This window comes from Stenotrophomonas sp. G106K1 (assembly GCF_037969685.1).
In the GTDB taxonomy this organism is placed as follows: Bacteria; Pseudomonadota; Gammaproteobacteria; order Xanthomonadales; family Xanthomonadaceae; genus Stenotrophomonas; species Stenotrophomonas lactitubi.
In genome coordinates this window covers 1-26849 of the sequence record NZ_JBBPFR010000018.1, presented here as the reverse complement: position 1 = coordinate 26849, position 26849 = coordinate 1, and the positions used below count along the sequence as shown (strand labels likewise).

General features: G+C 67.7%; 20 protein-coding genes. 13 read left to right on the top strand and 7 right to left on the bottom strand.

Annotated features, from left to right (window positions below; translation table 11 throughout):
• The first annotated feature begins 262 nt into the window (after window positions 1–262).
• The 3 genes from WKB25_RS15365 to WKB25_RS15355 are packed head-to-tail and all read left to right on the top strand — an operon-like array spanning window position 263 to window position 4205.
• Window positions 263–1216 carry a hypothetical protein gene (locus WKB25_RS15365; protein WP_340571636.1) on the top strand — a complete coding sequence of 318 codons (954 nt, stop codon included), beginning with the start codon at window positions 263–265 and terminating at the stop codon, window positions 1214–1216.
• The gene (gene plsB, locus WKB25_RS15360; RefSeq protein ID WP_340571635.1) at window positions 1216–3852 is read left to right on the top strand and encodes a glycerol-3-phosphate 1-O-acyltransferase PlsB; all 2637 of its coding nucleotides are present in this window, start codon (window positions 1216–1218) and stop codon (window positions 3850–3852) included. The genes WKB25_RS15365 and plsB overlap by 1 nt, the downstream gene beginning before the upstream one ends.
• Complete coding sequence (locus tag WKB25_RS15355) at window positions 3849–4205, top strand: hypothetical protein (RefSeq protein ID WP_340571634.1); 357 nt, start codon at window positions 3849–3851, stop codon at window positions 4203–4205. Before plsB ends, WKB25_RS15355 begins: the two co-directional genes overlap by 4 nt.
• Before the next feature lie 214 nt (window positions 4206–4419).
• Here WKB25_RS15355 and WKB25_RS15350 read toward each other — a convergent pair whose 3' ends face one another.
• Window positions 4420–4623 (bottom strand): YdcH family protein, encoded by a 204-nt coding sequence (locus tag WKB25_RS15350; protein WP_032978412.1) that lies wholly within the window; start codon window positions 4621–4623, stop codon window positions 4420–4422.
• 90 nt (window positions 4624–4713) lie between these two features.
• Between WKB25_RS15350 and ttcA the strand changes: the two genes are divergently transcribed.
• The 3 genes from ttcA to WKB25_RS15335 are packed head-to-tail and all read left to right on the top strand — an operon-like array spanning window position 4714 to window position 7391.
• Entirely contained in the window at window positions 4714–5610 is an 897-nt protein-coding gene (ttcA, locus tag WKB25_RS15345) for a tRNA 2-thiocytidine(32) synthetase TtcA (protein ID WP_340571633.1), read from the top strand.
• 36 nt (window positions 5611–5646) lie between these two features.
• Window positions 5647–6552: a recombination-associated protein RdgC gene (locus tag WKB25_RS15340; RefSeq protein ID WP_340571632.1), complete on the top strand. Its 906-nt coding sequence runs from the start codon at window positions 5647–5649 to the stop codon at window positions 6550–6552.
• A 59-nt stretch (window positions 6553–6611) separates the two neighbouring features.
• Window positions 6612–7391, top strand: coding sequence for a SprT family zinc-dependent metalloprotease (locus WKB25_RS15335; protein ID WP_340571631.1), 780 nt, complete (start codon window positions 6612–6614; stop codon window positions 7389–7391).
• Between the two features lie 448 nt (window positions 7392–7839).
• On the opposite strand, the gene WKB25_RS15330 is transcribed toward WKB25_RS15335, so the two are convergent.
• Window positions 7840–8709: a methylglyoxal synthase gene (locus WKB25_RS15330; RefSeq protein WP_340571629.1), complete on the bottom strand. Its 870-nt coding sequence runs from the start codon at window positions 8707–8709 to the stop codon at window positions 7840–7842.
• A 148-nt stretch (window positions 8710–8857) separates the two neighbouring features.
• Between WKB25_RS15330 and WKB25_RS15325 the strand changes: the two genes are divergently transcribed.
• Window positions 8858–11296 carry a response regulator gene (locus tag WKB25_RS15325; RefSeq protein WP_340571626.1) on the top strand — a complete coding sequence of 813 codons (2439 nt, stop codon included), beginning with the start codon at window positions 8858–8860 and terminating at the stop codon, window positions 11294–11296.
• On the opposite strand, the gene WKB25_RS15320 is transcribed toward WKB25_RS15325, so the two are convergent.
• The 3 genes from WKB25_RS15320 to WKB25_RS15310 form a co-directional block, all read right to left on the bottom strand.
• The gene (locus WKB25_RS15320) at window positions 11282–12727 is read right to left on the bottom strand and encodes an FAD-dependent oxidoreductase (RefSeq protein WP_099819476.1); all 1446 of its coding nucleotides are present in this window, start codon (window positions 12725–12727) and stop codon (window positions 11282–11284) included. The genes WKB25_RS15325 and WKB25_RS15320 overlap by 15 nt on opposite strands.
• 28 nt (window positions 12728–12755) lie before the next feature.
• Complete coding sequence (gene gltB, locus WKB25_RS15315; RefSeq protein WP_340571622.1) at window positions 12756–17210, bottom strand: glutamate synthase large subunit; 4455 nt, start codon at window positions 17208–17210, stop codon at window positions 12756–12758.
• 357 nt (window positions 17211–17567) lie between these two features.
• Window positions 17568–17957, bottom strand: a complete 390-nt coding sequence (locus WKB25_RS15310) for an I78 family peptidase inhibitor (protein ID WP_100554325.1) — start codon at window positions 17955–17957, stop codon at window positions 17568–17570.
• 116 nt (window positions 17958–18073) lie between these two features.
• On the opposite strand from WKB25_RS15310, the gene WKB25_RS15305 reads away from it, so the two are divergent.
• Complete coding sequence (locus WKB25_RS15305) at window positions 18074–19135, top strand: DNA topoisomerase IB (protein ID WP_340571617.1); 1062 nt, start codon at window positions 18074–18076, stop codon at window positions 19133–19135.
• On the opposite strand, the gene WKB25_RS15300 is transcribed toward WKB25_RS15305, so the two are convergent.
• Entirely contained in the window at window positions 19123–19431 is a 309-nt protein-coding gene (locus WKB25_RS15300) for a hypothetical protein (protein ID WP_340571616.1), read from the bottom strand. The two genes, WKB25_RS15305 and WKB25_RS15300, sit on opposite strands and share 13 nt — an antisense overlap.
• 217 nt (window positions 19432–19648) lie before the next feature.
• Here WKB25_RS15300 and WKB25_RS15295 point away from each other — a divergent pair, with 217 nt between their 5' ends.
• The 3 genes from WKB25_RS15295 to WKB25_RS15285 all read left to right on the top strand — a co-directional run bounded on the left by WKB25_RS15295 (window position 19649) and on the right by WKB25_RS15285 (window position 23131).
• Window positions 19649–20776: an SDR family oxidoreductase gene (locus WKB25_RS15295; RefSeq protein ID WP_340571615.1), complete on the top strand. Its 1128-nt coding sequence runs from the start codon at window positions 19649–19651 to the stop codon at window positions 20774–20776.
• A 123-nt stretch (window positions 20777–20899) separates the two neighbouring features.
• Entirely contained in the window at window positions 20900–22321 is a 1422-nt protein-coding gene (locus WKB25_RS15290) for an XVIPCD domain-containing protein (protein WP_340571613.1), read from the top strand.
• A 3-nt stretch (window positions 22322–22324) separates the two neighbouring features.
• On the top strand, window positions 22325–23131 hold the full coding sequence (locus WKB25_RS15285) for a hypothetical protein (protein WP_340571611.1): 807 nt from the start codon (window positions 22325–22327) through the stop codon (window positions 23129–23131).
• Between the two features lie 39 nt (window positions 23132–23170).
• Here WKB25_RS15285 and WKB25_RS15280 read toward each other — a convergent pair whose 3' ends face one another.
• Window positions 23171–24256, bottom strand: a complete 1086-nt coding sequence (locus WKB25_RS15280) for a serine hydrolase domain-containing protein (RefSeq protein WP_340571678.1) — start codon at window positions 24254–24256, stop codon at window positions 23171–23173.
• A 229-nt stretch (window positions 24257–24485) separates the two neighbouring features.
• On the opposite strand from WKB25_RS15280, the gene WKB25_RS15275 reads away from it, so the two are divergent.
• Both WKB25_RS15275 and WKB25_RS15270 read left to right on the top strand, forming a co-directional pair.
• The gene (locus WKB25_RS15275) at window positions 24486–24872 is read left to right on the top strand and encodes a BlaI/MecI/CopY family transcriptional regulator (protein WP_025876036.1); all 387 of its coding nucleotides are present in this window, start codon (window positions 24486–24488) and stop codon (window positions 24870–24872) included.
• A gap of 3 nt (window positions 24873–24875) precedes the next feature.
• Entirely contained in the window at window positions 24876–26825 is a 1950-nt protein-coding gene (locus tag WKB25_RS15270) for a M56 family metallopeptidase (protein ID WP_340571608.1), read from the top strand.
• Window positions 26826–26849: the final 24 nt, after the last annotated feature.

Sequence of the window (26849 nt, the reverse complement as noted above, 5' to 3'; positions counted from 1 at the left end):
CGGGCAGCGTAGGATCGCCGCCATCCGGTCTTCGGGCCGGACATGCGCCACAACACTGTCCACCGGCCTTGCGCCGGTTTGAAGAGTCTGCGATCCCTGTGATCCGGGCTCTTTTTTTTGCCTGCCCGGTGCGGGGAGGCTCGTCGGCGCGCGGCATGGAGCCACCATGCAGTACGGGCCATGGCGGAAACCGTGACGCCCCGGCTTGCCGCTGTCACGTCGCAGGCCGCAAGATGCGGACCGGTCCGGGGAGTCCGATTGCATGAGCGTTGTAGTGCGAGGAAGGTCTGCGCGGGGATGGGGGCTGGCGGCCATGCTGCTGCTGGCCATCGCCGCGTGCCGTGAATCCGGCAGCGATCCGGCTGCCGCGCCGGCCGAGCCTGTCGCCGCCGTACAGGCGATGGCGCAACGGCTGGCCGAGGACGATCTGGTCGGCTACGCAAAGCTGTCGGTGCCGCCCAGCCAGTATCAGCGCCTGCAGCAGGCCTGGGCCGACGGCCACAGCCAGTGGCCGTTGACGGGGCTGCCGCTCGGCGACCAGTTGCTGCCGATGCTGGCGGCACTGCGTGAGCCCGGCGCCAGCGTGCAGCTGCAGCGCAGTTTCGACCGCCAGCTGGCCGGACAGGCCCGCGCCGTACGCCAGGCCGCGCAGTCGATGGGCAACTTCGGCGTGCAGTACCTGCGGCACCAGAAGGGCTACACGCCTGGCCAGCAGGCGCACTACATCCAGCTGGTGCAGACCCTGGCGTCCTGGGCCCAGGACGCACCCATCAGCGACCGCGCCAGGGCCCGCAGCAGCATCGCCGCCCTCGTCGGTGCCGCCGCCAAGGTCGGTTTCCAGGACGACGCCGGCCTGCAGGCTGCGGGCATGGAAGGCAGCCTGGAGCAGCTGGCGCCGTTCATCCACACGGTCAAGGCTGTGCTGGCCAGCTACGGGCTGGGCGTTGACGAGGCGCTGCGCAGCGTGCGCGGCGAGCTGTTGTCGGTGGAAGGGGACAACGCCCTGGTGCGTCTGCAGTACGAGCTTGCCGGCCGCGCAATGACCGTGCAGGTGCCGCTGAGCCGGCGCGAGGGCCACTGGTACCTGACCCGCACCCTGGCCGATACCGATGCCCTGTTGCACCAGGCCGATGCCGCCCGCGCCGCCGCCGCGCCGGAGCCTGTGCCCGCCCCCGCAACCGATGGGGAAGCGGCAACGCCATCGGCTAAGCCATAATGACGTCGATGTCGAAACAGAACCCGCTGCCGTTCCCCGGCGAAGAATCCCAGCCGACGCCCGCCGACACGGCGCCGGTGTCCCCCTCGACCGACGCCGGCACGCCGCCGGCGGCGACGCCCGTGCACGCGCGTCCTGCTGGCCGCCGCCCACTGTGGGCGCGCTTGCTGGGGCGCCTGGTGGAGCCCTGGCTGTCGCTGAAGATCGAGCCGGAAGACCCGGGCCAGTACAACGATGGCCGCCCGGTCATGTACGTGCTGGAGGACTACGGCCTGTCCAACGCGCTGATCCTGGACAAGGCCTGCCGCCAAGCTGGCCTGCCGTCGCCGCTGGTACCGCTGGCCGGTGACCCCACTGGCCGCAAGCGCGCCTACCTGGCCCTGTCGCGCCGCAGCTCCAGCAACTCGCTGATTCCCGAGCAGCGCGGCGCCAAGACCCATTCCGATTCCCTGGCCAAGGTCCTGCAGGCCCATCGCGTGCGCGACGATCTGGACGTGCACCTGGTGCCGGTATCGATCTTCGTCGGCCGCGCCCCGGACAAGCAGAGCGGCTGGTTCGCCGTGCTGTTCTCGGAAAACTGGGCGCTGGTCGGCCGTTTCCGCCGCCTGCTCGGCCTGCTGCTGAACGGCCGCAACACCATCGTCCGCTTCGCACCGCCGATCTCGCTGCGCTCGACCATCGACGAGGGCTTGGAGCCCGAGCGTACGGTGCGCAAGCTGCAGCGCGTGCTGCGTACCCATTTCCGCCGCATCCGCGAGTCGGTGATCGGTCCTGACCTGTCGACCCGGCGCCTGCTGGTGGACCAGGTGCTGGCCGCCGAGACGGTGCGCGAAGCGATCGCCTCCCAGGCCAAGCGCGACAACAGCAAAACCAGCGATGCCTGGAAGAAGGCACACGCCTACGCCTGGGAAATCGCCGCGGACTATTCCAGCCCGGTGGTGCGCTCGGCCAGCTTCATGCTCAGCCACGTGTGGAACCGCATCTACGCCGGCGTGCTGGTGCACCACCTGGACAAGTTCAAGGCTGCTGCACCGGGCCACGAAGTGGTCTACGTGCCCAGCCACCGCAGCCACATGGACTACCTGCTGCTGTCCTACCTGCTGTACGACCGTGGCATCGTGCCGCCGCACATCGTGGCCGGCATCAACCTGAACCTGCCGGTGGTCGGCACCCTGCTGCGCAAGGGCGGTGCGTTCTTCATCCGCCGTTCGATCCGCGGCAACGCGCTGTACTCGGCGGTGCTCAGCGAATACGTCGCGCAGCTGGTCGCAGGCGGCTACTCCATCGAATACTTCGTCGAAGGTGGGCGCTCGCGTACCGGTCGGCTGCTGCAGCCCAAGGGCGGCATGATTTCGATGACCCTGCGCGCGTTCCTGCGCCAGCCGCGCAAGCCCGTGCTGTTCCAGCCCATCTACATCGGCTACGAGAAGCTGATGGAGGGCGGCAGCTACCTGGATGAACTGTCCGGGCGGCCGAAGGAAAAGGAATCGATCTGGCAGCTGCTGTGGGGCATCCCCAAGGTGCTCAAGCAGAACTACGGCCAGGTGGTGGTGAACTTCGGCGAGCCCATCGCGCTGAACGATGTGCTGGCCGAGAAGGCTCCGGAGTGGGGTGGCGAGGCGGTGTCCGAGGACGAGAAGCCCTCGTGGCTGTCGACCACCGTCGACACCCTGGCCGAGCGCATCCAGGTGCGCATCAACGGCGCGGCCGACGTCAATCCGATCAACCTGCTGGCGCTGGCCCTGCTGTCCACGCCCAAGCATGCGATGGGCGAGGCCGACCTGATCGCGCAGATCGAGCTGTGCAAGACCCTGCTGGTGGAGATGCCGTATTCGGGCCGGGTGACGGTGACCCCGCACTCGCCGGAGCGGATCATCGCCCACGCCGAAGAGATCAACGTCCTCACCCGCATCAAGCATCCGCTGGGCGACGTGCTCAGCGTCAGCGGCGATACCGCGGTGCTGCTGAGCTATTTCCGCAACAACGTGGTGCACCTGTTCACCGCGTCGTCGTGGGTGGCCTGCTGCTTCCAGAACAACCGCCGCATGAGCCGCACCGGCCTGGTGCAGCTGGGCCGCACGGTGTACCCGTTCCTGCAGGCCGAACTGTTCCTGCCGTGGACCGAGGACGAGTTCGCCCAGCGCATCGACCAGACCATCGACGTGTTCGTGCGTGAGGGCCTGCTGCAGAACGTCAACGAAGACGACGGCGGCATCCTGGCGCGCAACACCGGGCAGACCGACGAAGTGTTCCGCCTGCGTGCGATTGGCCATTCGCTGCAGCAGGCGTTCGAGCGGTATTACATCGCCATTTCGGTGCTGGTGAAGAACGGCCCGGGTACGCTCGGCGCGGCCGAACTGGAAAGCCTGTGCCAGCAGGCCGCGCAGCGCCTGAGCCTGCTCTATGCGCCGGCCGCGCCGGAGTTCTTCGACAAGTCGCTGTTCCGCGGGTTCATCCAGAAGCTGCGCGAACTGCGCCTGGTGTGGCCGGACGAGAACAGCAAGCTGCTGTTCGACGAGCGCCTGGATGCCTGGGCCAAGGATGCCAAATTCATCCTCGGCCGCGAACTGCGCCACACCATCGAACGGGTCAGCCCGGAAGCAGCGCGCCCGGACGAACCGGCACCGCAGGATTGAACCTGCGGCGCCTGTCGGGCCTGGCCGCGATGGTCGCGGCCGCAGGCCTTGCGGCTGCGTCGGTGCAGGCTGCAGAGGCCTGTGTGGAGGACACCCTGCCGGGGCGACTGGCCGATGCGCCGGTGCGCCTGTGTCTGGAGGCGAAGGCCGGGCAACCGGCGCACTACCGTCTTTGGCTGGCCGGCGAGGTGCGTATCAGCGGTGATGAACCCGCCGCTCGCAAGGGTCTTGCCGGTGACTGGTACGGCCATCCGCTGGGGCTGCGCTGTACCGGTGCCGGCAACGTGCGCCGCTGCGACCTGACCGTGGACGGCGAGGCGGCCTGGAGTGTGGAGCTGGTGCTGCCGCGTTGATGCAGGCCCCATCCACGCATGGCGTGGATCTACTGGGACATCCCGGCATGGCGTGGATCCATATGGTGCCGGGTCGTGCCATCCACGCATGGCGTGGATCTACCGGGATGTTCCGGCATGGCGTGGATCCATGTGGTGCCGGGTCGTGTCATCGTGCTTCCGGGGCGGCGTGGGCCTGCAGTAGATCCACGCCATGCGTGGATGGGCCACCCGGTTATGCCGGTTCGTCCGGAATCTGCAGGCTTTCCAGTTTGGTGATGCAGTCCTTCAACTGCAGCTTGCGCCGCTTCAGGCGCTTGAACTCCAGCTCATCTTCGCCGTTGGCGGCCATGCGCGCGATCTGTTCATCCAGCGACCGGTGCTCGGCGCGCAGGGCGACGAGGTGTTCGACGATTTCGGCGGGGTTGTAGGTGTCCACGGTCTCCGAGCATACACAGCGACGATGACTGCCGGGAGAGGGGAATCCCGACCCCGGGTCCAGGCTGCCGCAAGCCGGTAGAATGGAGGCATGTCCGCCGTGATCTCCCTGCCCGATCCCCCGCAGCGCGCTTCGCGCGATCCGCGCGTGGCCGGGCACGGGGCGGACAAGCTGGGCAAGCACCTGCGCCGTCAGGTCGGCCAGGCCATCGCCGACTTCGGCATGATCGAAGCCGGCGACAAGGTCATGGTCTGCCTGTCCGGCGGCAAGGACAGCTACACCCTGCTGGACCTGCTGCTGCAGCTGCAGAAAAAGGCGCCGGTGCCGTTCGAACTGGTAGCGGTGAACCTGGACCAGAAGCAGCCCGGGTTCCCCGAGCACGTCCTGCCGGAGTACCTGGCCGGGCTGGGCGTGCCGTACCAGATCATCGAGCAGGACACGTATTCGGTGGTCAGCCGGGTCATCCCGGAAGGCCGGACGAAGTGTTCGCTGTGCTCGCGCCTGCGCCGTGGTGCGCTGTACAACCATGCCAAGGCGCACGGCTTCAGCAAGATCGCGCTGGGCCATCATTGCGATGACGTGGTGGCCACGTTCTTCCTGAACCTGTTCCACCACGCCAAGCTGGCCGCCATGCCACCGAAGCTGCTCAGCGACGATGGCCAGCACGTGGTGATCCGCCCGCTGGCGTACGTGCGCGAGCACGACATCGCGCAGTACGCGCAGGCCCGCCGTTTCCCGATCATTCCCTGCACCCTGTGCGGCAGCCAGGAAAACCTGCAGCGTCGGCAGGTCGGCCTGATGCTCCAGCAGTGGGACCAGGACCATCCCGGGCGCATCGAACAGATCGCCCGGGCAATGGCCGACGTGCGACCTGCGCAGCTGGCCGATGCCGCCCTGTTCGATTTCATGGCCCTGGGCCGCCGTGGCGATGCGGCGCATGCCGACGCCTGGCTGTCCGACGCAGTTCCCGAGACGCCTGCCGTTTAAGGTCGGGCGCCCTTCTTCTTCAGACACCGGAATTCCATGTTCTTTCGCAACCTGACGTTCTTCCGCTTCCCGACCGCCACTGATTTTTCCGAAGTCGACACCCTGCTGCCGCACGCCCTGCTCAAGCCGGTCGGCGCGCTGGAAATGAACTCGCGTGGTTTCATCTCACCGTTCGGCCGCGAAGAGAAGGAAGCTCTCTCGCACCGCATTGCCGAACACCTGTGGCTGACCGTCGGTGGCGAGGACAAGATCCTGCCCGGCGCGGTGGTCAACGACCTGCTCGAGCGCAAGCTGGAAGAGATCGAAGAGAAGGAAGGCCGCCGCCCCGGTGGCCGTGAGCGCAAGCGCATGAAGGACGACCTGCTGCATGAACTGCTGCCGCGCGCCTTCGTGAAGTCCTCGCGCAACGACGCCTTCATCGACCAGCTGCATGGCTACGTGGTGGTGGACACCTCCAGCCGCAAGACCGGCGAATACTTCATGTCAGACATCCGTGGCCTGCTCGGCAGCTTCCCGGCAATGCCGCTGAACGCCGAAGTCGCGCCGCGTTCGATCCTGACCGGCTGGATCGCTGGCGAGCCCCTGCCCACCGGCTTCAGCCTGGGTGAGGAGTGCGAGATGAAGGACCCGGTGGAAGGCGGCGCGGTGGTCAAGTGCCAGCACCAGGAACTGCGCTGCGACGAGATCGACAAGCACCTGGACGCTGGCAAGCAGGTGACCAAGCTGGCCCTGGTGTTCGAGGACAACCTGTCCTTCGTGCTGGGCGACGACCTGATCGTGCGCAAGCTGAAGTTCCTGGACGGCGCGCTGGACCAGCTGGAGCATGCGGACGAAGACGGCCGCCGCGCCGAGTTCGACGCCCGCTTCGCCCTGCAGAGCGCGGAGATCCGCCGCCTGTTCCTGCTGCTGGAAGAAGCCTTCAAGCTCAGCAAGGCTGACTGAACAGGCAGGCCGTCGGCCGCCGGTCATCCGGCGGCCCCGCACGGCGCTATGCTGGGACCATGAGCCGTCTGCTGCGCCGCCTGATCTCGCCGGTCCCTCCCGCCACCGTACAGCGCGACACCGTTCGCCTGCGCCTGGAAGATGTCGAGATCGAGGTACTGCGTGTGCGCGATCCGCGCGCGCGCCGGATCAAGCTCAGCGTCGACGAGCGTGGTGCACGATTGACACTGCCGCCGCGCGCCAGCCTGGTGATGGGCGAGCGTTTCCTCGAACAGCATCGCGACTGGCTGGGCCTGCAGCTGCGCGTTTACCAGGGACACGGCCTGCCCGCCGCGTTGCAGCCCGGCGTTGAAGGTGTGCTGCCGCTGCGCGGCGAACTGTTGCCGCTGCGCTGGCAGGAAGGCCGTTACGCACGATTGGAAATCGACGAACACGGTGCCTGCGTGCAATGGCCGAGCCGTGGCGGCGACGCGACCTTGCGCCGTCTGCTGCGCGAGTTCTACGAAGCACAGACCCGCGCCGATGTCGGTCGCTGGTTGCCGAAGTACCTGCCCGGCCTGCCCCGCGCACCCAGCCGCCTGCGCTTGAAGGTGATGTCCTCGCAATGGGGCTCGCTGGCCCCCGACGGCAGCATGGCGTTGGATCTGGCCCTGGTACTGGGCCGCCCCGCCGCCTTTGAATACGTGCTGGTGCACGAACTCTGCCACCTGATCCAGGCCAACCACTCGCCCGCGTTCTGGCACGAAGTGGAACAACGCTTCCCCGACTGGCGCGAGCAGCGCGACTATTTCCAGCTGGAAGGGCGCAGATTGAAAGCAATGCTTCGGCAGCTGCTGTAGCGCTCGCGCTACAGCAGCTGCCCGCGCATTCCTCCTCTACCCCCGCCTTCGGCGCGCCCCTTCAACAGAAGGGGCTCCACTCCAGAGAGGGTATCGAGCAGCCGAGCATGGGCTGCGGCTACAAAAGCGCGCACAGCGCGCGATTCGCTGCTGCTCTTGATCTTCTTTTTCTCTTCCGTGGCTGGACGCGCACGGAAACTGTCTGAGGTCGGGCGGGTGGGTCATGCAGGGGCGTTGGCGCCATGGATGGCGCCATCGAGCTTACAAGGGTGAGGGCGCTTTGCTTGCGAAGCACTGCTTCGCAAGCGACCGAACGCACAGCCGCCAGCGGCTGGGCCGGGCCCCGGAGGGGGACTTGCAGCGTCCCCTGCATGGCCCACCCGTCCGGCCAAGCACAGCTTTTGATTTGAACGGCCACCACGAGGGGCTCAGCCGTTGGCCGAAAACCTCACCCGCGCGCGCGCTTGGCCGCCGCCTCCGCCCATCGCGCCGCCACCCGCGGAGCGGTGATGCACACCGCCTGATCGGTCACCGTGGTCACCGCCCGCTCCAGCAGCTGGATGTCGGCTTCGTGCTGGCGCGCCACATGCGGATCCTCGAAGAAGATCGCGCGCTGGCAACGGCCTTCCAGCACGCGGTCGGCAATCTGCGCATCGCCGCCCATCGGGCCGCTCTGGTAGCGCGTCACCCACGCCGTATCCGCGGGCCAGCCGCGGCTCCAGGCCAGCTCGTTCAAGCGCTGGCCGGTGGTGCCGGTGGCTACGCGTTCGCCGAAGCGCGCCAGCACGTCGAAGTGTTCATCGGCGAACGCCAGCATCGCCGGCTTCATGGCATCGTGGGCGATCAACGCCAGCGTCTGCCCTTCGAGCGCATGCAGGTCGTCGGCACCGGCATCGGCGGCCAGGCCCGCATGGACGCGCTCCACCTCGATCCAGTCGCGGGCGGTGGCCACGGTGGAAATGAATGGCTTGCCGTGGATTACACACTGGCGCTTGAGCGCGGTCGCCTCGGGGAAAACCGAGGAAGGATCCACCGGATCCATCAGATAGACCGCACCGTCCAGCGTACGCTCGGCGCCCATGCCCACCACTTCGGCCACCAGCTTCATCAACCCGCCTTCGCGACCGTACGGATAGCGCTGCAGTCCGTCGTAACCGGCAAGGAAACCGTTGCGCTGGATTGCGTCATGGGTACGGCCGACCGCACACAGCGTCACGCCCAGTTCGCGCAGCCCTGGCTCGCTGGCGCGCAGCCAGCGGAACAGTGCCGCGCGCGCGTCGTGGTGATGGAGACGGTTGGCGGCCAGGCCGATGCGCATCGAAAGCTCCGGGATCGGTAGAAGCGGCAGTGTATGTCGCTATTGGCGGTTTCGGAGGGTTTTGCAAATTTCCTCATTGTTGCGGGGAAGGGCGTCGCTAGCGTGGCAGGAGGTCGCACCGCGATGCGGCCATGCCCCTGCATGCGACATGAGGATGTCCACCGTGAATGTCGCTGGCGCCCTGGCCCGCATCGTCGCCCTGTCGTTGTTGTCGGCGCCGGCCTGGGCCGGGCAGTGCGAAGGTCCCATCCTGCTTGCCTACCCCGCCGATCGTGCACCGTTGTCGTCCAGTCAGAACGACCAGCCACACGGCCTGGTGGCGGTCTACCTGGCGCTGCTGCAGGAGCAGTACCCCACGCTGCGCGCCACGCCGGTCGCGGCGACGGCGCTGGCCGCCGGCGCGCTGCCTGCCGGGACCCAGGCCGTGCTCGGCTGGCCGCGCGCGCAGAAGCCGAAAGGCTGGATGGCCAGCGTGCCCTACCTGCAGGTGCCGCAGGTGATCGTGCGACGCCCCGACGCGCTGCCGATCATCGGCCTGGATGGGCTGCACGGTCGCGGCGTGGCCAGCCTCGACATCGTGCCGCTTGCCAGGATGCTGGAGGAGTCGGGCGCGGCGGTACCGCTGCTGCAGGTGGCGACATTGGACACGGCACTGCAACTGCTGATCAGCGGCCAGGTCGATGCGGTGGTGGGCAACCTGGTGGACGTGGAAGCCACGCTGCGCAATCAGCCGGGCGGCGCACTGGACGTTGCAGCGCCGGCCGGCTTCAGCGACGCACTGGTATTGGCCGCGCTGCCGGCGTGCGCGCATCTGGTGGCCCGCTTCAACCAGCTGCAGGCAGGCATGACACAGGAGCAGCGCGAGGCCCTGCGGGCAAACTGGATCGTGACGTCCCCTCGTCGCAGCCGCACGCCAGTGTCGCCCCTGCGCGGGTCGATCGCTGTGCTGCTGGTGCTGCTGACAATGGGCCTGATGTATGCATTCGGCTACTGGCGGCTGCACCGTGAAGGCCTGCGCAGGCAGGCGCTGGAACAGCGCCTGCAGGACGTCACCGCCAACCTGCCGGCGGTGGTGTACCGGGCGCGGCGCAGCAGCACCGGCGTGTACAGCGTTCCCCACATTGCCGGCGATGTGCACGCGCTGTTCGGGATCAGCGTGGATACCGCGCGGGTCGACCATGGCAGCCTGCTCGCAGCGGTCCATCCGCAGGACCGCCGCTCGGTGCTGGCCTGCGTTGATGCCGCCGCACTGGTGCGTGGGCCCATCGACATCACCTTCCGCACGCGCGGCCCCAACGGCTGGCGCTGGGTACGTTCGCACGGGCGACCGATTGCCTGCAGCGACAGCGGCGTGGAATGGAGCGGATACTGGATGGATGTCACCGAGGCACGCGCACGTACGGAGGCGTTGGACGATGCCCGGCGTGACGCGGAGCAGGATGCCGCCGCGAAGACCCATTTCCTGGCCACCATGAGCCACGAGATCCGCACGCCGATGAGCACGCTGTTGGGGATGCTGGAGTGCCTGGGCAGCGGCGCACTGGATGCGCGCCAGCGCCAGGTACTGGCGACCATCGATGATGCAGCACAGATGCTGCGACAGATCCTCGATGACGTGCTGCACAGCCAACGCCTGCAATCCGGCCCACAGCCACCGCAGTGCCTGCCCACCGACCTGGCCGAGCTGCTGCGGGCGGTGCAGCGTCTGCTGGTACCGGTGGCGGCAAGCAAGGGGCTGTATCTGCGCTGCGAGGTGGATCCCGCGCTGCAGCGTGGGTCGTTGGCCGATGCGCTGCGCCTGCGCCAGATCCTGTTCAACCTGGCGGGCAATGCGCTGAAATTCACCCTGCAGGGCGGGGTGGACCTGCAGGTGCGGGTGCTGCAGCAGCGCGAGCACGGCCAGCAACTGCGGCTGCAGGTGACCGACACCGGCGTGGGTATCAGCCGCGAGCGCCAGCGGGCGGTGTTCGCAGCGTTTACCCAGGCCGATGCATCCACCACCCGGCGCTTCGGTGGCAGCGGCCTGGGCCTGGCGATCTGCCGGGAGCTGGCGGCGTCGATAGGCGGGCAACTGCACCTGTGCAGCACGCCGGGAGCGGGCACCACGGTGTGGCTGGACCTGTACCTGCCGGCCTGCGAGGCGCCCTTGGCGGAGCCTCGTGATGATGCCGCTGGCCTGCCCGCGTTGCCGCCGGTGCGGGTCCTCGTTGCCGAAGACCATCCCACCAACCTGCAACTGCTGGTCCAGCGGCTGCAGGAACTGGGCCTGCAGGTGCATGCCACGGCCGATGGTGAGCAGGCCTGGCAGGCCTGGCAGGCACAACGCTTCGCGCTGGTCATCACCGATTGCCACATGCCGGGCATGGACGGCTTTGCCTTGGCCCGCGCGATCCGCGCCGATCCACGGGCCGACGCAGCGCGGGTACCCATCATCGCCCTGACGGCCAGTGTGCTCGACAGTACCCGCCAGGCCTGCCTCGACGCCGGCGTGGATCGCTTTATCGCAAAGCCGGTCGAGCGCGACGCACTACATGCCACGCTGGCCGCAGTGCTGATGCCTTCGGTGGGTCCGTCAGTGCGCCAGTAGCCGGACGATGCTGGCGGCGGCGTCGCGGCCTTCGGCCACCGCGGTCACCACCAGGTCGGCACCACGCACCGCGTCGCCACCGGCGAACAGACGCGGATGGGCGGTCTGGAAGGGCAGCTTGCCCTTGCCTCCGGCGAGGATGCGGCCGTTGGCCTGGCCCTCCACGCCGTGCTCGGCCAGCCAAGATGGCACGCTGGGCGAGAAGCCGAACGCGATGATCACCACGTCCGCTTCCAGCAGCGACTCGCTGCCCTCGATCTGCACCGCGTTCTGGCGGCCGTTGGCATCGGGCTCGCCCAAGCGCGTCTCGATGACGGTAACCCCGATCACTTCGTCGTCGGCACCGGCTTCGATCGACAGCGGCTGGCGGTTGAACAGGAAGCGCACGCCTTCCTCGCGTGCATTGGCCACTTCGCGCGCACTGCCCGGCATGTTGGCCTCGTCGCGGCGGTAGGCGCAGGTGACCTTGGCTGCGCCCAGCCGCACGGCACTGCGCACGCAGTCCATGCCGGTGTCGCCACCACCGAGGACCACCACGCGCTTGCCATTGAGGTCGGGCAAGGCGATCTGGTCTTCCCAGCCGGCGATCGGCCGGCCCTGCGGATCATCGCCGCCGACGATGCGGCTGTTCTGCACCAGGAACGGCAGCGCCGGCAGCACGCCCTTCAGGTCCTGGCCGTCGAGGCCACCATCGGTGTAGCGGTAGGCGCCGGTACCGACGAACACCGCATCGTGGGTGTCCAGCAGCTGCTGCAGGCTGATGTCGCGGCCGATCTCAACGCCGAGGCGGAACTGCACGCCCATGCCTTCGAGCACGTCGCGGCGGCGGCGGATCACGTCCTTGTCCAGCTTGAAACTGGGGATGCCGAACTGCAGCAGGCCACCGACCTGCTCGTAGCGGTCGTAGACCACCGCGGTGATGCCGGCATGCGCCAGGCGATCGGCACAGGCCAGGCCTGCCGGGCCGGCACCGATCACGGCCACCGTGTGGCCGGTGGGCTGCACCGCCGTCATGTCCGGCCGCCAGCCGGTGGCCAGCGCCGTGTCGACGATGTACTTCTCCACCGCGCCGATGGTGACCGCGCCAAACTCCTCCAGCGTGCAGCTGCCTTCGCACAGACGGTCCTGCGGGCACACCCGGCCGCACACTTCCGGCAGCGGGTTGGTGCTGTGGCACAGCGTGGCCGCTTCATGGATGCGGTTCTCCTGCACCAGCTGCAGCCATTGCGGGATGGCGTTGTGCACCGGGCACTTCCAGCTGCAGTAGGGGTTGCCGCAGTCCAGGCAACGGCCGGCCTGGTACTGCGCATCTTCCTTGCCGAACTTTCCGTACAGCTCGCCCCAGTCGCCGGAGGTGCGCAGTTCGACCGGGATGCGCTGCGGCATGGTGCGGGGCAGGTCGAGGAACTGGAAGGCGTGCTTGCGGCTCATGATCGTCTCGGCAGTGCGGTGCGCGCGCTCACGCGGCGCGGCGCAGGGTTTCGGTCAGCGACTCGATGCTGGCGGCCTTGGGTTTGACCAGCCAGAACTTGCCGATGTAATCGCGGAATTCGTCCATGATCTGCTGCGCCCAGATGCTGCCGGTCAGCTCGCGATGACGGCCGATCAGACGGTGCAGATGCTGGCGGTAGTTCTCGAAACCTTCGGCGGACACGCGGTGGATGTCGATCAGCTCGTGGTTGTAGCGGTCGACGAAATCGCGGTCCACGTCCAGCACGTAGGCCAGGCCACCGGTGAAGCCGGCACCGAAGTTGAGGCCGACCTTGCCCAGCACCAGCACCACGCCGTCGGTCATGTATTCGCAGCAGTGATCGCCTGCGCCTTCCACCACCGCCAGTGCGCCGGAGTTGCGCACGGCGAAACGTTCACCGGCGCGGCCGGCGGCGAACAGCTCGCCACCGGTTGCACCGTACAGGCAGGTGTTGCCGATGATCGCGGTGCTGCGTGCTTCGAAGCGTGCGCCACGCGGCGGACGCACCACCAGGCGGCCACCGGCCATGCCCTTGCCGACGTAGTCGTTGGCTTCACCTTCCACTTCCAGGTGCAGGCCGCCGACGTTGAAGGCACCGAAGCTCTGCCCGGCGCTGCCACGGAAGCGAAGTTCCAGCGGCGATTCGGCCATGCCCTGGTTGCCGTGCGCGCGCGCCACGGCGCCGGCCAGGCGGGTGCCGATGCTGCGGTCGGTGTTGTGGATCAGGAAGCGGTGTTCGCCGCCACGCTTGTGCTCGATGGCTTCGGCCAGCAGGCCATCCATCTGCGTGGCCAGGCTGTCCGGCGATTCGTACAGGCGCTGTGCGGCGCAGTGGCTGCCCGGGTAGCTGGCGTCGGCCAGCAGCCGCGACAGATCCACGCGCACGTCCTCGCGTGGCGAGACCTCAAGCTGGCGCAGCAGGTCGGTACGGCCGACGATCTCCTGCAGCGAGCGTGCGCCCAGCACCGACAGCCAGCCGCGGACTTCCTCGGCCAGCAGGCGGAAGAAGTTCTCCACGCGCTCGGGTTGGCCGGTGAAGTGGTTCTCGCGCAGGCGCTCGTCCTGGGTGGCCACGCCGGTGGCGCAGTTGTTGAGGTGGCAGATGCGCAGGTACTTGCAGCCCAGCACGATCATCGGTGCGGTGCCGAAGCCGAAGCTGTCCGCGCCCAGCAGCGCCGCCTTGACCACGTCCAGGCCGGTCTTCAGGCCGCCGTCGGTCTGCAGCAGGGTGCGCCCGCGCAGGTCGTTGGCCACCAGCGCCTGGTGCGCCTCGGCGATGCCCAGTTCCCACGGCACGCCGGCATAGCGGATCGAACTGACCGGCGACGCACCGGTACCGCCGTCGTGGCCGGAAATGGTGATGAGGTCGGCACCGGCCTTGACCACGCCGGCAGCGATCGTGCCTACACCGGCATGGCTGACCAGCTTCACCGACACCAGTGCGGTCGGGTTGACCTGCTTGAGGTCGTAGATCAGCTGCGCCAGGTCTTCGATGGAGTAGATGTCGTGGTGCGGCGGCGGCGAGATCAGGCCGATGCCGGGCTTGGCATAGCGCAGTCGGGCGATCAGTTCATTGACCTTGTGCCCGGGCAGCTGGCCGCCTTCGCCGGGCTTGGCGCCCTGCGCGACCTTGATCTGCAGCACTTCGGCATTGACCAGGTATTCGGCGGTGACGCCGAAGCGGCCGGAGGCCACCTGCTTGATCTTGCTGCGCTTGTCGGTGCCATAGCGCGCCGGGTCTTCGCCACCTTCGCCGGAATTGCTGCGGCCACCGAGGCGATTCATCGCGATCGCCAACGCCTCATGTGCCTCGGGCGAGAGCGCACCGAGGCTGATCGCTGCGGTATCGAAGCGGGGGAACAGCTCGCTGGCCGGTTCGACGTCGTCCAATGGCGTCGGCGTCGCCGCCGGCACCAGCTGCAGCAGGTCGCGCAACGCCGAGGGCGGGCGTGCATGCACGGCATCGCAGTACTGCTGCCACGCACGCGGGTCACCGCTGCGCGCCGCGCGCTGCAGGGTGGTCACCACGTCCGGGTTGTACATGTGGTACTCGCCGCCGTGCACGTACTTCAGCAGGCCGCCGACATCCACGCCCTGCTGCGCATCCCAGGCCTGCGCGCACAGTTCACGCGCATCGGCATCCAGCCGCGCGAAACCGGCGCCACCGATGCGCGAGGCGGTATCGGGGAAGCACAGGTCGACGACCTCCGGCTCCAGGCCGATGATCTCGAACAGCTGCGCACCGCGATAGCTGGCCACGGTGCAGATGCCCATCTTCGAGATGATCTTCGACAGGCCCTTGTAGATTCCCTTGCGGTAGCGGCGGCCGATCTGCGACTGCTCGCCGCCCTTGCTGAGCTTGAGGATGCCGCGACGACCCAGGTCGAACAGGGTCTGGTAGGCCAGGTACGGGTACACCGCCGTGGCACCGAAGCCGAGCAGGCAGGCCATGTGGTGCGCGTCGCGCGCGGTGCCGGTCTCGACGATCAGGTTGACGTCGCAGCGCAGGCCCAGCCGTGACAGGTGGTGGTGGACCGCACTGGTGGCCAGCAGGGCATGCACCATCGGCCGCCCGGCCACCGGGTAGCGGTCGGACAGCAGCAGCATCACCATGCCGTCGCGCGCAGCCTGTTCGGCTTCGGCGCAGATGCGTTCGATGCCCGCACGCAGGCCTTCCGCTTCGCTGTAGGACAGGTCGAGCAGGCGGTTGGCCTGCACGTACTGGTCCATCTTCAGCAGCTGGCGCAGCTTGCGCTGGCTCAGCACCGGCGAATTGAGGATGACGTGGTTCACCGTCTCCGGGCCGGCATGGAAGATGTTGGTCTCCTTGCCGAGCTGGGTGGACAGGGACATCGCGCAGTCTTCGCGCAGCGGATCGATCGGCGGGTTGGTGACCTGCGCGAATGCCTGGCGGAAGTAGTCGTACAGCGGACGGCTGCGCTGGCTGAGCACGGCCATCGGCGTGTCATCACCCATCGAGCCGGTGGCTTCCTGTTCGGTCTCGGCCAGCGGCCGCAGCACCTGCTCCACTTCCTCGCTGCTGAGCTGGTACAGCTTGTGGTAACTGCGCAGGGTGCTTTCGTCGAACGGCTCTTCCACCAGCGAGGGGTCGATCAGTTCGGTCTGCAGGTAGGTGACGCCCTGCTGCAGCCACTGCTTGTACGGTGCACGGCCGCGGTTGATGCGGTCGATGGCTTCCGAATCGAGCAGGTCGCCGCGCTTGAGGTCGATGGCGATCATCTCGCCCGGACCGAGCTTGCCCTTGCGCACCACGCGCTCGGTCGGTACTTCCCAGACGCCTGCTTCGGAAGCGACCAGGAAGTGGCGATCGGCAGTCAGCATCCAGCGCGCCGGGCGCAGGCCGTTGCGGTCGAGGGTGCACACGGCGTAGCGGCTGTCGCAGGCGACGATGCCGGCCGGGCCGTCCCACGGTTCACTGTTGAGGCCGTGGAATTCGTAGAACGCAGCCAGGTCCGGGTCCTTGAATTCCAGCGACTGGGTGGCCGGCGGCACCAGGATACGCAGTGCCTGGATCAGTTCCATGCCAGCGGACACCATCAGTTCCAGCATGTTGTCCAGGCTCTGCGAATCCGAGCCGTGCATGGAGATGACCGGGTCGAATTCGCCGATGTCGAAACGGGGCGTCTTCCACACCTTGCTGCGCGCCTGCGCCCAGCGCCGGTTGCCTTCGATGGTGTTGATCTCGCCGTTGTGGGCGAGCATCCGGAACGGGTGCGCCAGCGGCCAGCGCGGCAGCGTATTGGTGGAGAAGCGCTGGTGGAACACGATGGCGCTGGAGGCCAGTTCGCGACGCTGCAGGTCCGGGAAGAAACGGCTGAGCTTGTCCGGCAGCACCATGCCCTTGTAGCTGATGGCGTTGGGGCTGAGCGTGGTGACGTAGTAGTCGGCATGCGTGCGCAACAGCTGTTCGCTGCGGCGACGGGCCAGGAACAGGGCCAGGCCGAAGCCGGCGTCATCCTGGCCGACGCCGGCATCGACGAACACCTGTTCGATGCGCGGCAGGGTATCGCGCGCCAGTTGCCCACAGACGCTGTCGTCGGTCGGTACCTCGCGCCAGCCGGCAACCTTGCAGCCGACCGCCTCGATCTGCTGCTGCAGCTGTGCGCGGCAGGCCTGTGCGGCGTCGGCATCGTGTGGCAGGAACACCAGGCCGGCAGTGAAGCGCGCGCCGACGGCGATGCCCGCTTCGCTGGCCAGCAGTTTCAGGAAGGCATCGGGGCGGCGCAGCAACAGGCCGCAGCCATCACCGGTGAGGCCGTCGGCGGCGACACCACCACGGTGGGTCATGCGCGAAAGCGCAGCGATGGCGGTATCGACCAGCAGGCGCGAAGGCTGGTCGTCGAGCTGGGCGACCATGCCAAATCCACAGGCATCGCGCTCGGAGCGCGGGTCGTAAAGCCCTTGGCGGTTGCGGGGGGCCATCTCTACCTCGATGCAGATTGAAATGAACGGGGACACTCCTGCCCGCCCTGTAGAGCACGCCCTGTACGTCATGGTGGAGTGTGCCGCGCATGGCGCGGCCCGTCGGGAAGCCGCTTGGCGCACGCCCATACGGCGTTGCTCACCTTGCGCAGGCACTCGCCTGCGCTGCGGCGCGCGCCTTGTCTGGCCGCACGCCAAGGGTCTTCACACTCACCCTGACGCACACGCCGTGCTCTTCCTGGAGCGCATCGTGAGGCCACCGGATGCCTCGACTAGATCACAGGTTGCTGCAACGCCGCAATACACGGTTGCAGGCGCAACCAAAGCGCCGGCAAACGCATGCCGGCGCGGGATGGGTCAGCCGCAGCGGACGCCGCTGACCACGTCCTTTGCGTCCACCTCGATGTTCAGGCGGTCGCCCACGAACTCCATCGTGGTGACGTCATTGGGATGCAGGACGCGGATCTGCTTGGCCGCTGCATCTTCCTGGGCCTGCTTGCCCAGTGCTTCGGTATAGGCCTGGCCGACCAGGCTCTGCACCTGGCTGGCGTCGCAGTTGCCAACCGGCGGTGCTTCGGTGGCCTTGCCGGCTTCATCGGCCGGCGCCTTGGCAGCTTCGGCGGCCTGCTGTGCGTGGGCGGTGGCCGAGTCCTGCTCATCCAGCGACGGCGCCTGGCAGGCGGTCAGGGCCAGCACGGCCGGCAGCAGCAGGGCGGAGAGGGAACGGGCGCGGATCGGGAACGACATCATGACTCCGGAAGGGAAGGGACGGTGAAAGGCCGAGCATAGCGGCGAACCTGCCCTCACGTGTTTGTCTTGCGTTATTGACGTGGCCACGCCGCGCCGATCGGCAGACTGACGGCATGCCCGCCACCCCTACACCCGAACGCCAGGCCGCGCGCGCCGCCGGCTTGCGCTACGTCGATGACACACAGCCCGGTTTCAGCCGTGTCCGCGCCGGCAAAGGCTTCTCCTATCGCGATGCCGACGGTCATGCCATACGCGATGCCACCACGCTGCAGCGCATCCGCTCGCTGGCCGTGCCCCCGGCCTATACCGCGGTGTGGATCTGCGCCCATGCAAACGGCCATCTGCAGGCCACCGGCCGCGACGCGCGCGGGCGCAAGCAGTACCGCTACCACGCCGACTGGGCGGCGGTGCGTGATGCAGGCAAGTTCGACCGCATCATCGCCTTCGGGGAAGCGTTGCCTGCGCTGCGACGGCGCCTGGGGCGCGACCTCAAGCGCAGTGGCTTTCCCCGTGAGAAGGTGCTTGCGGTGGTGGTGGCGCTGCTGGCAGACACGCTGGTGCGCGTGGGCAACGAGACCTATGCGCAGGAGAACAAGTCGTACGGCCTGACAACGCTGCGCAACCGTCACCTGGACCTGCTTCGGGGGGGGCGGGTGCGCATGCGCTTCCGCGGCAAGTCCGGCCAGCTGCATGAGGTGACGGTGGGCGACCGTCGGCTGGGCGCGCTGGTGCGCGGCGTGCAGCAGCTGCCGGGGCAGGCCCTGTTCCAGTATCGAGACGACGCGGGCGAGGTGCAGCCGGTGGATTCGGGCGCGGTGAACGACTACCTGCGCGAGGTGATGGGCGAGGATTTCACCGCCAAGGACTTCCGCACCTGGGGCGGTACGATGGCGGCAGTGCAGGCCTTTGCCGCCACCGAGCTGCCCGAACCGCCCAGCCAGCGCGCCCTGGCCAAGGCGCAACGCGAGGTGGTGTGCCAGGTGGCCGCGCGGCTGGGCAACACCCCTGCGGTGTGCCGCAAGGCCTACATCGATCCCTGCGTGTTTGCCGGCTGGGAACGCGGAGAGCTGACCGCACTGGCGGGCCTGCGCGGCCCGCGCCAGTGGGAACAGGCGACACTGAAGGTCCTGCGCCGGGCCCGGCGGCTCAGCCGCAAGGCAACTCAGCCGCAGTAGATCGCGGTGATGTTGTTGGTGCGGCCCTTTTCGATGGTCAGGCGCTCACCGCCTTCGCTGGCCGGCGGCACGCGCGGACCGTCGTGACGCAGCACCTGCACGTGCAGGCTGTCGCTGTCGACGCGGGCGCGCTCGACGGTGGCGTCCGATGCCGCCAGGCCGACCGCACCGCGCACCATGTCCGAATGGCACTGGCCGGAAATCACCCCGTCGATCGGCTGGATCTGGGCGACGGGGCTGCTGCTGCAGGCGGCGAGAGCGAAGCAGACGGCGACGGTGGCAATGGCATGTTTCATGGGGACGTTCCTCGTGTTGTGGCCTGCAGGGTGCGACGACACGCGTGGTGGCGGAATGAATGCCGTGCACGCGATGGACACGGTGCGCTCACTGCCGCCAACAGCCTGCGTGGAGACACTGCACGAGCGGCGCACGCCGCCCCCGGTACTGCGGCGCACGCGCCCCGGTAGTGCCGGCCGCTGGCCGGCAACCCCAATCCCCCCCGAGGAGACCTGCATGGCCACCACCAGGAAGACCCCCGCCCGCCGCAAGGCATCGCCGAAGGTACGCAAAGGCACCCAGGCCGCCCCAGCCGCCGCCGAAGCCACCACGTCCGAGCGCCCGCGCGTGGTGAAGACCGCCACCCGCAAGGCCGCCGCTTCCGATCCCCGCGCGGCACGTGTCGCAGCGCGGCAACGACGCCTGCAGGACCAAGAAAAAGCGAAGGACGTACGCGCGGCGAAGAAGGCAACGAAAAAGGCGACCAAGAAGTCCGCCACCCAGGCTGGACCGCGCCAACAGCCAGAGACGATGCCGGCGCAGCATCTGGCCAAGCCCGGCCATGAGCACGCACTGGAACTGGCGCCGCGCTTCCTGGCACCGGACTACGTCGGCAGCGGCAAGCTGCAGGGGATGCGCGCGATCATCACCGGTGGCGATTCCGGCATCGGCCGCGCGGTGGCGGTGCTGTTCGCCCGCGAAGGCGCCGATGTTGCCGTGCTGCATCTGGACGAAGCCGAGGACGCCGAGCTGACCCGCCAGCACGTGGAGAAGGAGGGCGGCCGCTGCGTGGTGATCGCCGGTGACGTGCGCGACCCGCGGTTCTGCGAAAAGGCCGTGAAACAGGTGGCCAAGGCCTTCGGCGGTATCGATATCCTGGTCAACAACGCGGCGTTCCAGCTGCATTGCGAGCGTCTGGAAGACCTGGAAGACGCGCACCTGCAGGAAACGCTGCAGACCAACATCGGCGGCTACATCCAGATGGCGCGCGCGGTGCTGCCGCACCTGGGCGAGGGCGCCAGCATCATCAACACCGGTTCGGAAACCGGCCTGTTCGGCAGCAAGGCACTGATCGATTACTCGGCCACCAAGGGCGCCATCCATGCGTTCACCAAGGCGTTGGCCAGCCAGCTGCTGCCGCGCGGCATCCGCGTCAACTGCGTGGCGCCGGGCCCGGTGTGGACTCCGTTGAATCCCGCCGACAAGCAGGCAAAGGAGGTCGCCGAGTTCGGCAAGGACAGCGACATGGGCCGGCCGGCACAGCCGGAAGAGCTGTCGCCAGCGTATGTGTTCCTGGCCTCACCGGCGTGTGCCAGCTACATCAGCGGGGTGATCCTGCCGGTGATGGGTGGGCCGCGGGGTTGAGGGAGAGAGCGACGCCTCCGGCTTGGATCAACAGCGCCCGACGGGTCGTGTGCGCTCCGTCAACAATGTGCTTGGCGTACTGAAGTAGGCTGCACATCAAATGCGCTGTTCAAGGACTGAGTCATGCCCGAGATGGATATCAATGCCGCCGCCAACGAAGTGGTGACCCTGTTACAGCAACGCGATGCGCGAGAAGCTGCTGCCCGGCTCGAGCGCCTTCGCAGCGGCCAGGATCCAGTTGTTCAAGAGTCGTTGGACCGCTACATATCGGCTCGTGCTGCGCCTGAACTGGAGGCGCTGCGTCGGGCTGGCGGCGTTGTCGCTGCGGATGCCGCTGTGGTGAATCCAATGCTTGATCGACTGCGCGAAGCCGCGCGGCCGCCACGCATGCCGGCTGCGTCTGAAACGGCAGGGATGAGCCAGGCACAGCAGTATGATGTCTACGGCAGCATCATTGCACTGCGTGGTGACGCTCCCGCGCGCGATGCGATGACAACACAGGATCGGGTCATCCTCGGTCTGCGCGACGAGAACCGCACCACTGAAGCACGTGGGCGTGGGGTCTATGATGATCGCATCGTGGTGCTGTGGAAGGATGCTGAAGGCAGCCGGCATGCGCGTGAATTCAACCAGGCCACCACTGAGCCGACGGCGCAGTACGACGGCCATGCCAAGACGACACCTCGTAGTCCCGGCTTCGAGAATGTGGCGTCGCGGACCAAAACCGAGGGTGAGGATGTCAATGGTGATCGGGTGAAGGACCTTGGCCGGCTGGCCGAGGGCACCACCGAGATGCGAGCGACCACGCATCCGCGCCATGGCCATCCCGATGAGTTTGCATTGCGTCCTTCGCAGGCGGCGATCACAGCCGGTGCTGCTCGTGTCGAGCGCGACAGCAATGGGGACGGCTGGTTCGATGCCCGCGATACCCAAGGGGTTCAGGATCTCAATGACACGTTCAAGATTCACCGGGGAAGTCGTGCGAACACGGATTCTGCGGGTTGCCAGACCATTGGTGGCGGAGAATACGATGACTTCGTATCGACCGTGCGCGGCACCCCTGGGCAGAATAGGTGGCAGTACGTACTGACTTCGGTGGCACCCGGCCGTGGGCAGGAACTGGGACATGACGTTCGAGTCGATCGGGGTGACGATCCGCGCCTGCCTCGGCATCGCGACCATCCCTTGCAGCAGCAGATCAGCGAGCGCCTGCAGGGCATGGGAGGGCATTATGCAGAGCAAGCGGATCAGTACAGTCTGGTCATGCTGCATGAGGCCAAGGCTGCTGGCTTGACTCGCGTGGACCAGGTGGTGGCCAGCAACGCTACCGGCAGTCGTACCGCTGGCGAGACGCTGTTTCTGGTGCAGGGAACTCCCGGCGACCTCGCCGCGATTCGCGTTGGCGTCAACGCGGCGGAGGTGCGAGAAACCTCGGTCGATACCAGTCTGCAGCGCCTCCAGCAACAGTCGGTTCAGCTGGCCGCGCAGTCGACCGCCCAGAGCGCGCCTTTGCAGACCGAGGCTACGGCAATGGGAGGGCGCTAAGCCATGTTTGATCCACGATTGAAGGCGTATGTGGCCTTGGTACTTCTGTTGGGTTGTAGTGCCTGTGTGCCGGCACAGGACAACGAAATACCCTTGATGTCCGGATCAGTGGGGTCGGTAGCCCCTGCTATCGCGCAACCGGCGCATGTTGACCGTGGCCTGCCCACGTTGCCGGACGCCGCTGGCAGCGCCCATGCGGGTGGAACATATGCCGCGATGCCAGCCGAGGCCAAACGGATACTGGAAGATCTCGAGTGCAACGTGGGCGATCCGACCAACGCACAGGTCATCCGCATCCCAGGTCGCGATGGCCGCGAAGACTTCATGGTCACCGACAGCAGCGGGCCCCGGTATCACTACTGGATACGTTCGTTTGCGGGCAGGGGGGGTATCACCGGCTATCTGGTGCAGTTGAAGAACTGCCCGGTGACGACCACTGGCATGCGCGCTCTTGTTGCGGAGGGTGACATGGCACCACGCGATGTAACGGCTACGCTCCTGGCGCAGAAAAGCATGCCGGATGCTGCGGCGATGGCCGCGTACACCCATGGCGGGGCAGGCGATCTGTTTGCACTCATCCAGCAACTGGACAAGGTGCCGGTAGTGCGCTGGATTGCAGAGGCGGATCCGGAACGACCTCTCGCCAAGGATGCACGCACGTTCGACCATGGCAACTTCGTCCATGGTGGCTTCCTCGTCTGGGACAACGACCATTTCACGGTAAGGCAGACACTTGCGGCGGATCTGTGGCCATGCGACGACAGCCAGCTCCTGCCCTGCAAGGGTGATCCATTCGTGTCGGGGCGCTAGGCAGTCCGGCTCGTAGCCGGATTCTTCCGTTGATCGGCATCAGTGCTGCTTTGTGGCTGTGGCTTGTGCATCTGCGCGCGAATAGAAACCGGCAATACGCGGGATGAACTGCTGCGGGTTGGCGCCGACCAGGTTGGTCAGCACGACAACAGCGAGGTCGCGCTCGGGATAGACGATGAAAGCCGAGCGCGCGCCGCCCATGCCACCCACCTGCAGGTCGGGCGCGGTGTTGAACACCGGCCAGCCGGCGGCCCAGTCGCCGGCGCTGCCATCGTTGAGGCGCTCGGCCGTCCACATCTGCTGCACCGCGCGTTGTTCCAGCAGGCGACCCTCCTGCAATGCAACCAACCAGCGCGCGGTGTCATCGGCCGTGGTGAGGATGCCGCCCCCGGCCCACAGGCTGGGCGGCATGTCGTAGAACCAGTGCGACAGCCGTGGCGTCGCATCCTTGGCATCGGTGGCGCGTGGCAGGTAGCTGTACATCGTCGCTGCGTCCGGGATCAGGTCGTAGCTGTCGCCGAACGTGGTGCGCGGCATGCGCGCGGTGGAGAACTGGCGTGTTGCCAGAAAGCGTTCGTAGGGCATGCCGGATTGCCGCGCGATGATCCGCGCCAGCAGCACGTAGTTGGTCTGGTTGTACTGGAAGCGCTCGCCCGCTACGGCCTCTGCCGGCAGCGCGCGGACTGCCTGCCATGCGTCCTGTTCAGAACCACCGCCCAGCAGTCCGTCTGCATCGAGGATGTCGGGCAGGCCGGAGGTGTGGGCGAGCAGCTGGCGCACGCGCACCGCCTGCCAGCTCGCGGGCAGGTCGTCGAGATAGCGCGAGGCGGGCGCGTTCAGATCCACCCGCCCATCCTGTGCCAGCTGCGCCAAAGCGACGCCGGTGAAGGATTTGCTGGCAGAGTTGAGCGGGAACCGCGTGCTGCGGGTAGCGACCACGCCGTTCTCGACGTTGGCCAGGCCGTAGGTTTCCGACTGCACCACCTGGCCATCCTTGACCACGGCGATCTGCAGGCCGGGGATGCGCTGTTCCTGCATGGTCTGGCGGATGAAACGACGGGTCTGGTCGTTGGCCTGGTCCTGGTTGGCGGAAACAGCGGCGAAGGGCAGCAGGCTGATGATCATGAGCAGGGTTGGTAGCGTCTGGCGGAGCATGCGGGTTCCCGGAGGGCAGAAAGATCGGCGGCGATGACGACTGCCGCAGGCGACAGGCCATGGGTCGGATGCGCGCCCGGCGGAAAAGGTTTAAGCCGGCTGCGCGCCCTACCGTTCGTCGGCCCATGACTTCCGGGGGGTTGACTACAGGTGTCGCCATGGCAACAGTAGCGACACGTGTAGTCAAGGGAGTGTTGTCATGCGTGGCAAGACCATCGGGGACCAGGAACTGGCCCTGCTGCAGTATGTGGACGAGCAGGCACCGGCCAGCGTCGGGGAGGTCGCCAGCGGCTATGGCGAACCGCGCGGACTGGCCCGGTCCACCGTGTTGACGATGATGGAGCGCCTGCGCGCCAAGGGTTACCTGCAGCGCCGGCAGCAGCAGGGTGTCTACCGCTACCAGCCCACCCGTGGCCCGGAGAGCGTGCTGCAGGGCGCCGTTGCGCAGTTCGTCGACAACACCCTGCAGGGCTCGGTCTCGCCGTTCGTGGCGTACCTGTCGCAGCGGCAGAAGGTCAGCGACAACGAACTGGCCGAACTGGAAGCGCTGGTGGCCGAACTGCAATCGCGTCGCCAGGAGGACTGAGCCATGGATACCTCGATGTTGATTCCGATGCTGGAGCGGCTGGGCTGGACCAGCCTGCAGACCGTGCTGCTGGTGGCGCTGGTCTACGTGCTGTGCCGCGCGCTGCCGACACTGTCGGCGGCCACCCGTTGCCGCTTGTGGTGGCTGGTATCGCTGCAGGCCGTGGTCGGCCTGTTCTGGAGCCAACCGCTGCAGCTGGCCTGGTTGCCCGCACCCGATGCGGTAGCCATGACGACTGTGGATCTTGCCTCGGATGCGGTGTATCCGATGGCACCGGAGGCCGCCGCGCACCTGCTTGCGAACGTGCCGATGGGCGATACCGGCAGCGCGCCGGTGGTTTGGTGGGCCGTTGCACTGGCCGCGCTGTGGGCGTCCGGCGTGCTGCTGATGGCCCTGCGCACCTTCGGCGAATGGCGCCGTTGCCGCGCGCTGCTGGCGGCGTCGTATCCGTGCGAGGACCAGGCACTGGTGCAGGCGCTGCAGCTGGCCGCGGACGCGCACGGTCTGCGCCGCGCGCCACGCCTGTGGATGAGCGACCAGGTTGACGCGCCGCAGCTGGTCGGGCCGTTCCGTCCGGTGCTGCTGCTTCCGGCGGGGATGAACGCGCTGCAGGGCGATGCGCTGGACCTGGCGCTGACCCACGAGCTGCAGCACCTGCAGCGTCGTGACCTGCAATGGGGGCTGCTGCCTGCCCTGGCCCAGCACCTGTTCTTCTTCCATCCGCTGCTGCGCCTGGCCGTGCGCGAATACGCCCAGGCCCGCGAGGAGGCGGTGGATGCGGCCGTGGTCGGCCAGCATGGTGCCAGCCGCCACGCCTATGGCCGGCTGTTGCTGCAGCTGGGTGTGGCACCGCAGCCACACCTCGGCGTGGCCAGCGCGGCGCCCAGCACCACCAGTCTCAAGCGCCGCCTGCTCTCGCTGCAGTCGCACCAGGCGTGCCCGCGCCTGCTGGCCGTTTGCTTGACCCTGGTGGTGTTGGCGGTAGGTGTGGCGCCGATGCGCCTGGTGGCCGCGCCGGTCCCGCCCGCGCCGCCGGCACCGCCGCGCGCTGTGCCTGCGCCGCCTCCGCCCGCAGCACCAGCCGCTCCCGCAGCGCCGCCTGCCGCGGCGGTACCTGCAGAGCCGACCGACTGGGCCGAGGCGGCAGACCCCGCCGAGGCCGAGGTGGAGGAACCTGCCGAGCCGGCCGGCCCTGAGGAGACTGCTGACCTCAACGTGGATGTGGACGCGGCAGTGACCATCGTCACCCACGGCCAGCTCGATCTCGGCACGCCGCCGCAGCAGGCCTTCGTGCTGGTCGATCATGGCCAAGCATTCGCCAATGCCGGCATGGACGATGTGATGCAGGCGCGCAGCCGGATTGGCGACGGCCCGGCGCTGTGGTTCCGCCAGGGTGACAAGCGCTACGTGGTACGTGATCCGATGCTGATCCAGTCATTGCAGCGTGCCTACGCCGGCGCCGCCGATCTGGGCCGCCAGCAGAGTGAACTTGGCCGCCAGCAGAGTGCGTTGGGTCGCCAGCAGGGCCAGCTCGGCCGCGAGCAGGGCGAGCTGGGCAGGCTGCAGGGCGAAGAGGCGCGTGAGATCGCCCTGGCCGCCGCACGCGCTGCGCGCAGTGCGCTCAACGATCGCGACATCAACCGTGAAGCGGCAGCCGAAGCGGCACGGGCTACCCGTGGCGCGGTGGATGATGCGGCGATTGCGCGGCAGGCGGCGGCTGAAGCACAGCGCGCGTCACAGGTTGCCCGCAACCAGGCGCTGCAGTCCGAGCGCAGCCGCGAGATGAGCCGTCTCGCCAGCCAGCAGGCCGCGCTGGGAAGTCAGCAGGCGGCACTGGGCAGCAAACAGGCGGCACTGGGCGAACGCCAGGCACGCCTGCAGGCGCAGGCCGCGAAGCAGGCAGAGCAGGTAATCGCGCGTGCGCTGGCCAGTGGCAAGGCCGAGCAGCTGTAACCCGGTAGTGCCGGGCGGTGGGCG

What these genes read in the sequence shown, in the direction of transcription:
- WKB25_RS15365 (WP_340571636.1), top strand. Translation starts at nt 263, where the DNA reads ATGAGCGTTGTAGTGCGAGGAAGGTCTGCGCGGGGATGGGGGCTGGCG.
- plsB (WP_340571635.1), top strand. Translation starts at nt 1,216, where the DNA reads ATGACGTCGATGTCGAAACAGAACCCGCTGCCGTTCCCCGGCGAAGAA.
- ttcA (WP_340571633.1), top strand. Translation starts at nt 4,714, where the DNA reads ATGTCCGCCGTGATCTCCCTGCCCGATCCCCCGCAGCGCGCTTCGCGC.
- WKB25_RS15340 (WP_340571632.1), top strand. Translation starts at nt 5,647, where the DNA reads ATGTTCTTTCGCAACCTGACGTTCTTCCGCTTCCCGACCGCCACTGAT.
- WKB25_RS15335 (WP_340571631.1), top strand. Translation starts at nt 6,612, where the DNA reads ATGAGCCGTCTGCTGCGCCGCCTGATCTCGCCGGTCCCTCCCGCCACC.
- WKB25_RS15330 (WP_340571629.1), bottom strand. Translation starts at nt 8,709, where the DNA reads ATGCGCATCGGCCTGGCCGCCAACCGTCTCCATCACCACGACGCGCGC.
- WKB25_RS15325 (WP_340571626.1), top strand. Translation starts at nt 8,858, where the DNA reads ATGAGGATGTCCACCGTGAATGTCGCTGGCGCCCTGGCCCGCATCGTC.
- WKB25_RS15320 (WP_099819476.1), bottom strand. Translation starts at nt 12,727, where the DNA reads ATGAGCCGCAAGCACGCCTTCCAGTTCCTCGACCTGCCCCGCACCATG.
- gltB (WP_340571622.1), bottom strand. Translation starts at nt 17,210, where the DNA reads ATGGCCCCCCGCAACCGCCAAGGGCTTTACGACCCGCGCTCCGAGCGC.
- WKB25_RS15310 (WP_100554325.1), bottom strand. Translation starts at nt 17,957, where the DNA reads ATGTCGTTCCCGATCCGCGCCCGTTCCCTCTCCGCCCTGCTGCTGCCG.
- WKB25_RS15305 (WP_340571617.1), top strand. Translation starts at nt 18,074, where the DNA reads ATGCCCGCCACCCCTACACCCGAACGCCAGGCCGCGCGCGCCGCCGGC.
- WKB25_RS15300 (WP_340571616.1), bottom strand. Translation starts at nt 19,431, where the DNA reads ATGAAACATGCCATTGCCACCGTCGCCGTCTGCTTCGCTCTCGCCGCC.
- WKB25_RS15295 (WP_340571615.1), top strand. Translation starts at nt 19,649, where the DNA reads ATGGCCACCACCAGGAAGACCCCCGCCCGCCGCAAGGCATCGCCGAAG.
- WKB25_RS15290 (WP_340571613.1), top strand. Translation starts at nt 20,900, where the DNA reads ATGCCCGAGATGGATATCAATGCCGCCGCCAACGAAGTGGTGACCCTG.
- WKB25_RS15285 (WP_340571611.1), top strand. Translation starts at nt 22,325, where the DNA reads ATGTTTGATCCACGATTGAAGGCGTATGTGGCCTTGGTACTTCTGTTG.
- WKB25_RS15280 (WP_340571678.1), bottom strand. Translation starts at nt 24,256, where the DNA reads ATGATCATCAGCCTGCTGCCCTTCGCCGCTGTTTCCGCCAACCAGGAC.
- WKB25_RS15275 (WP_025876036.1), top strand. Translation starts at nt 24,486, where the DNA reads ATGCGTGGCAAGACCATCGGGGACCAGGAACTGGCCCTGCTGCAGTAT.
- WKB25_RS15270 (WP_340571608.1), top strand. Translation starts at nt 24,876, where the DNA reads ATGGATACCTCGATGTTGATTCCGATGCTGGAGCGGCTGGGCTGGACC.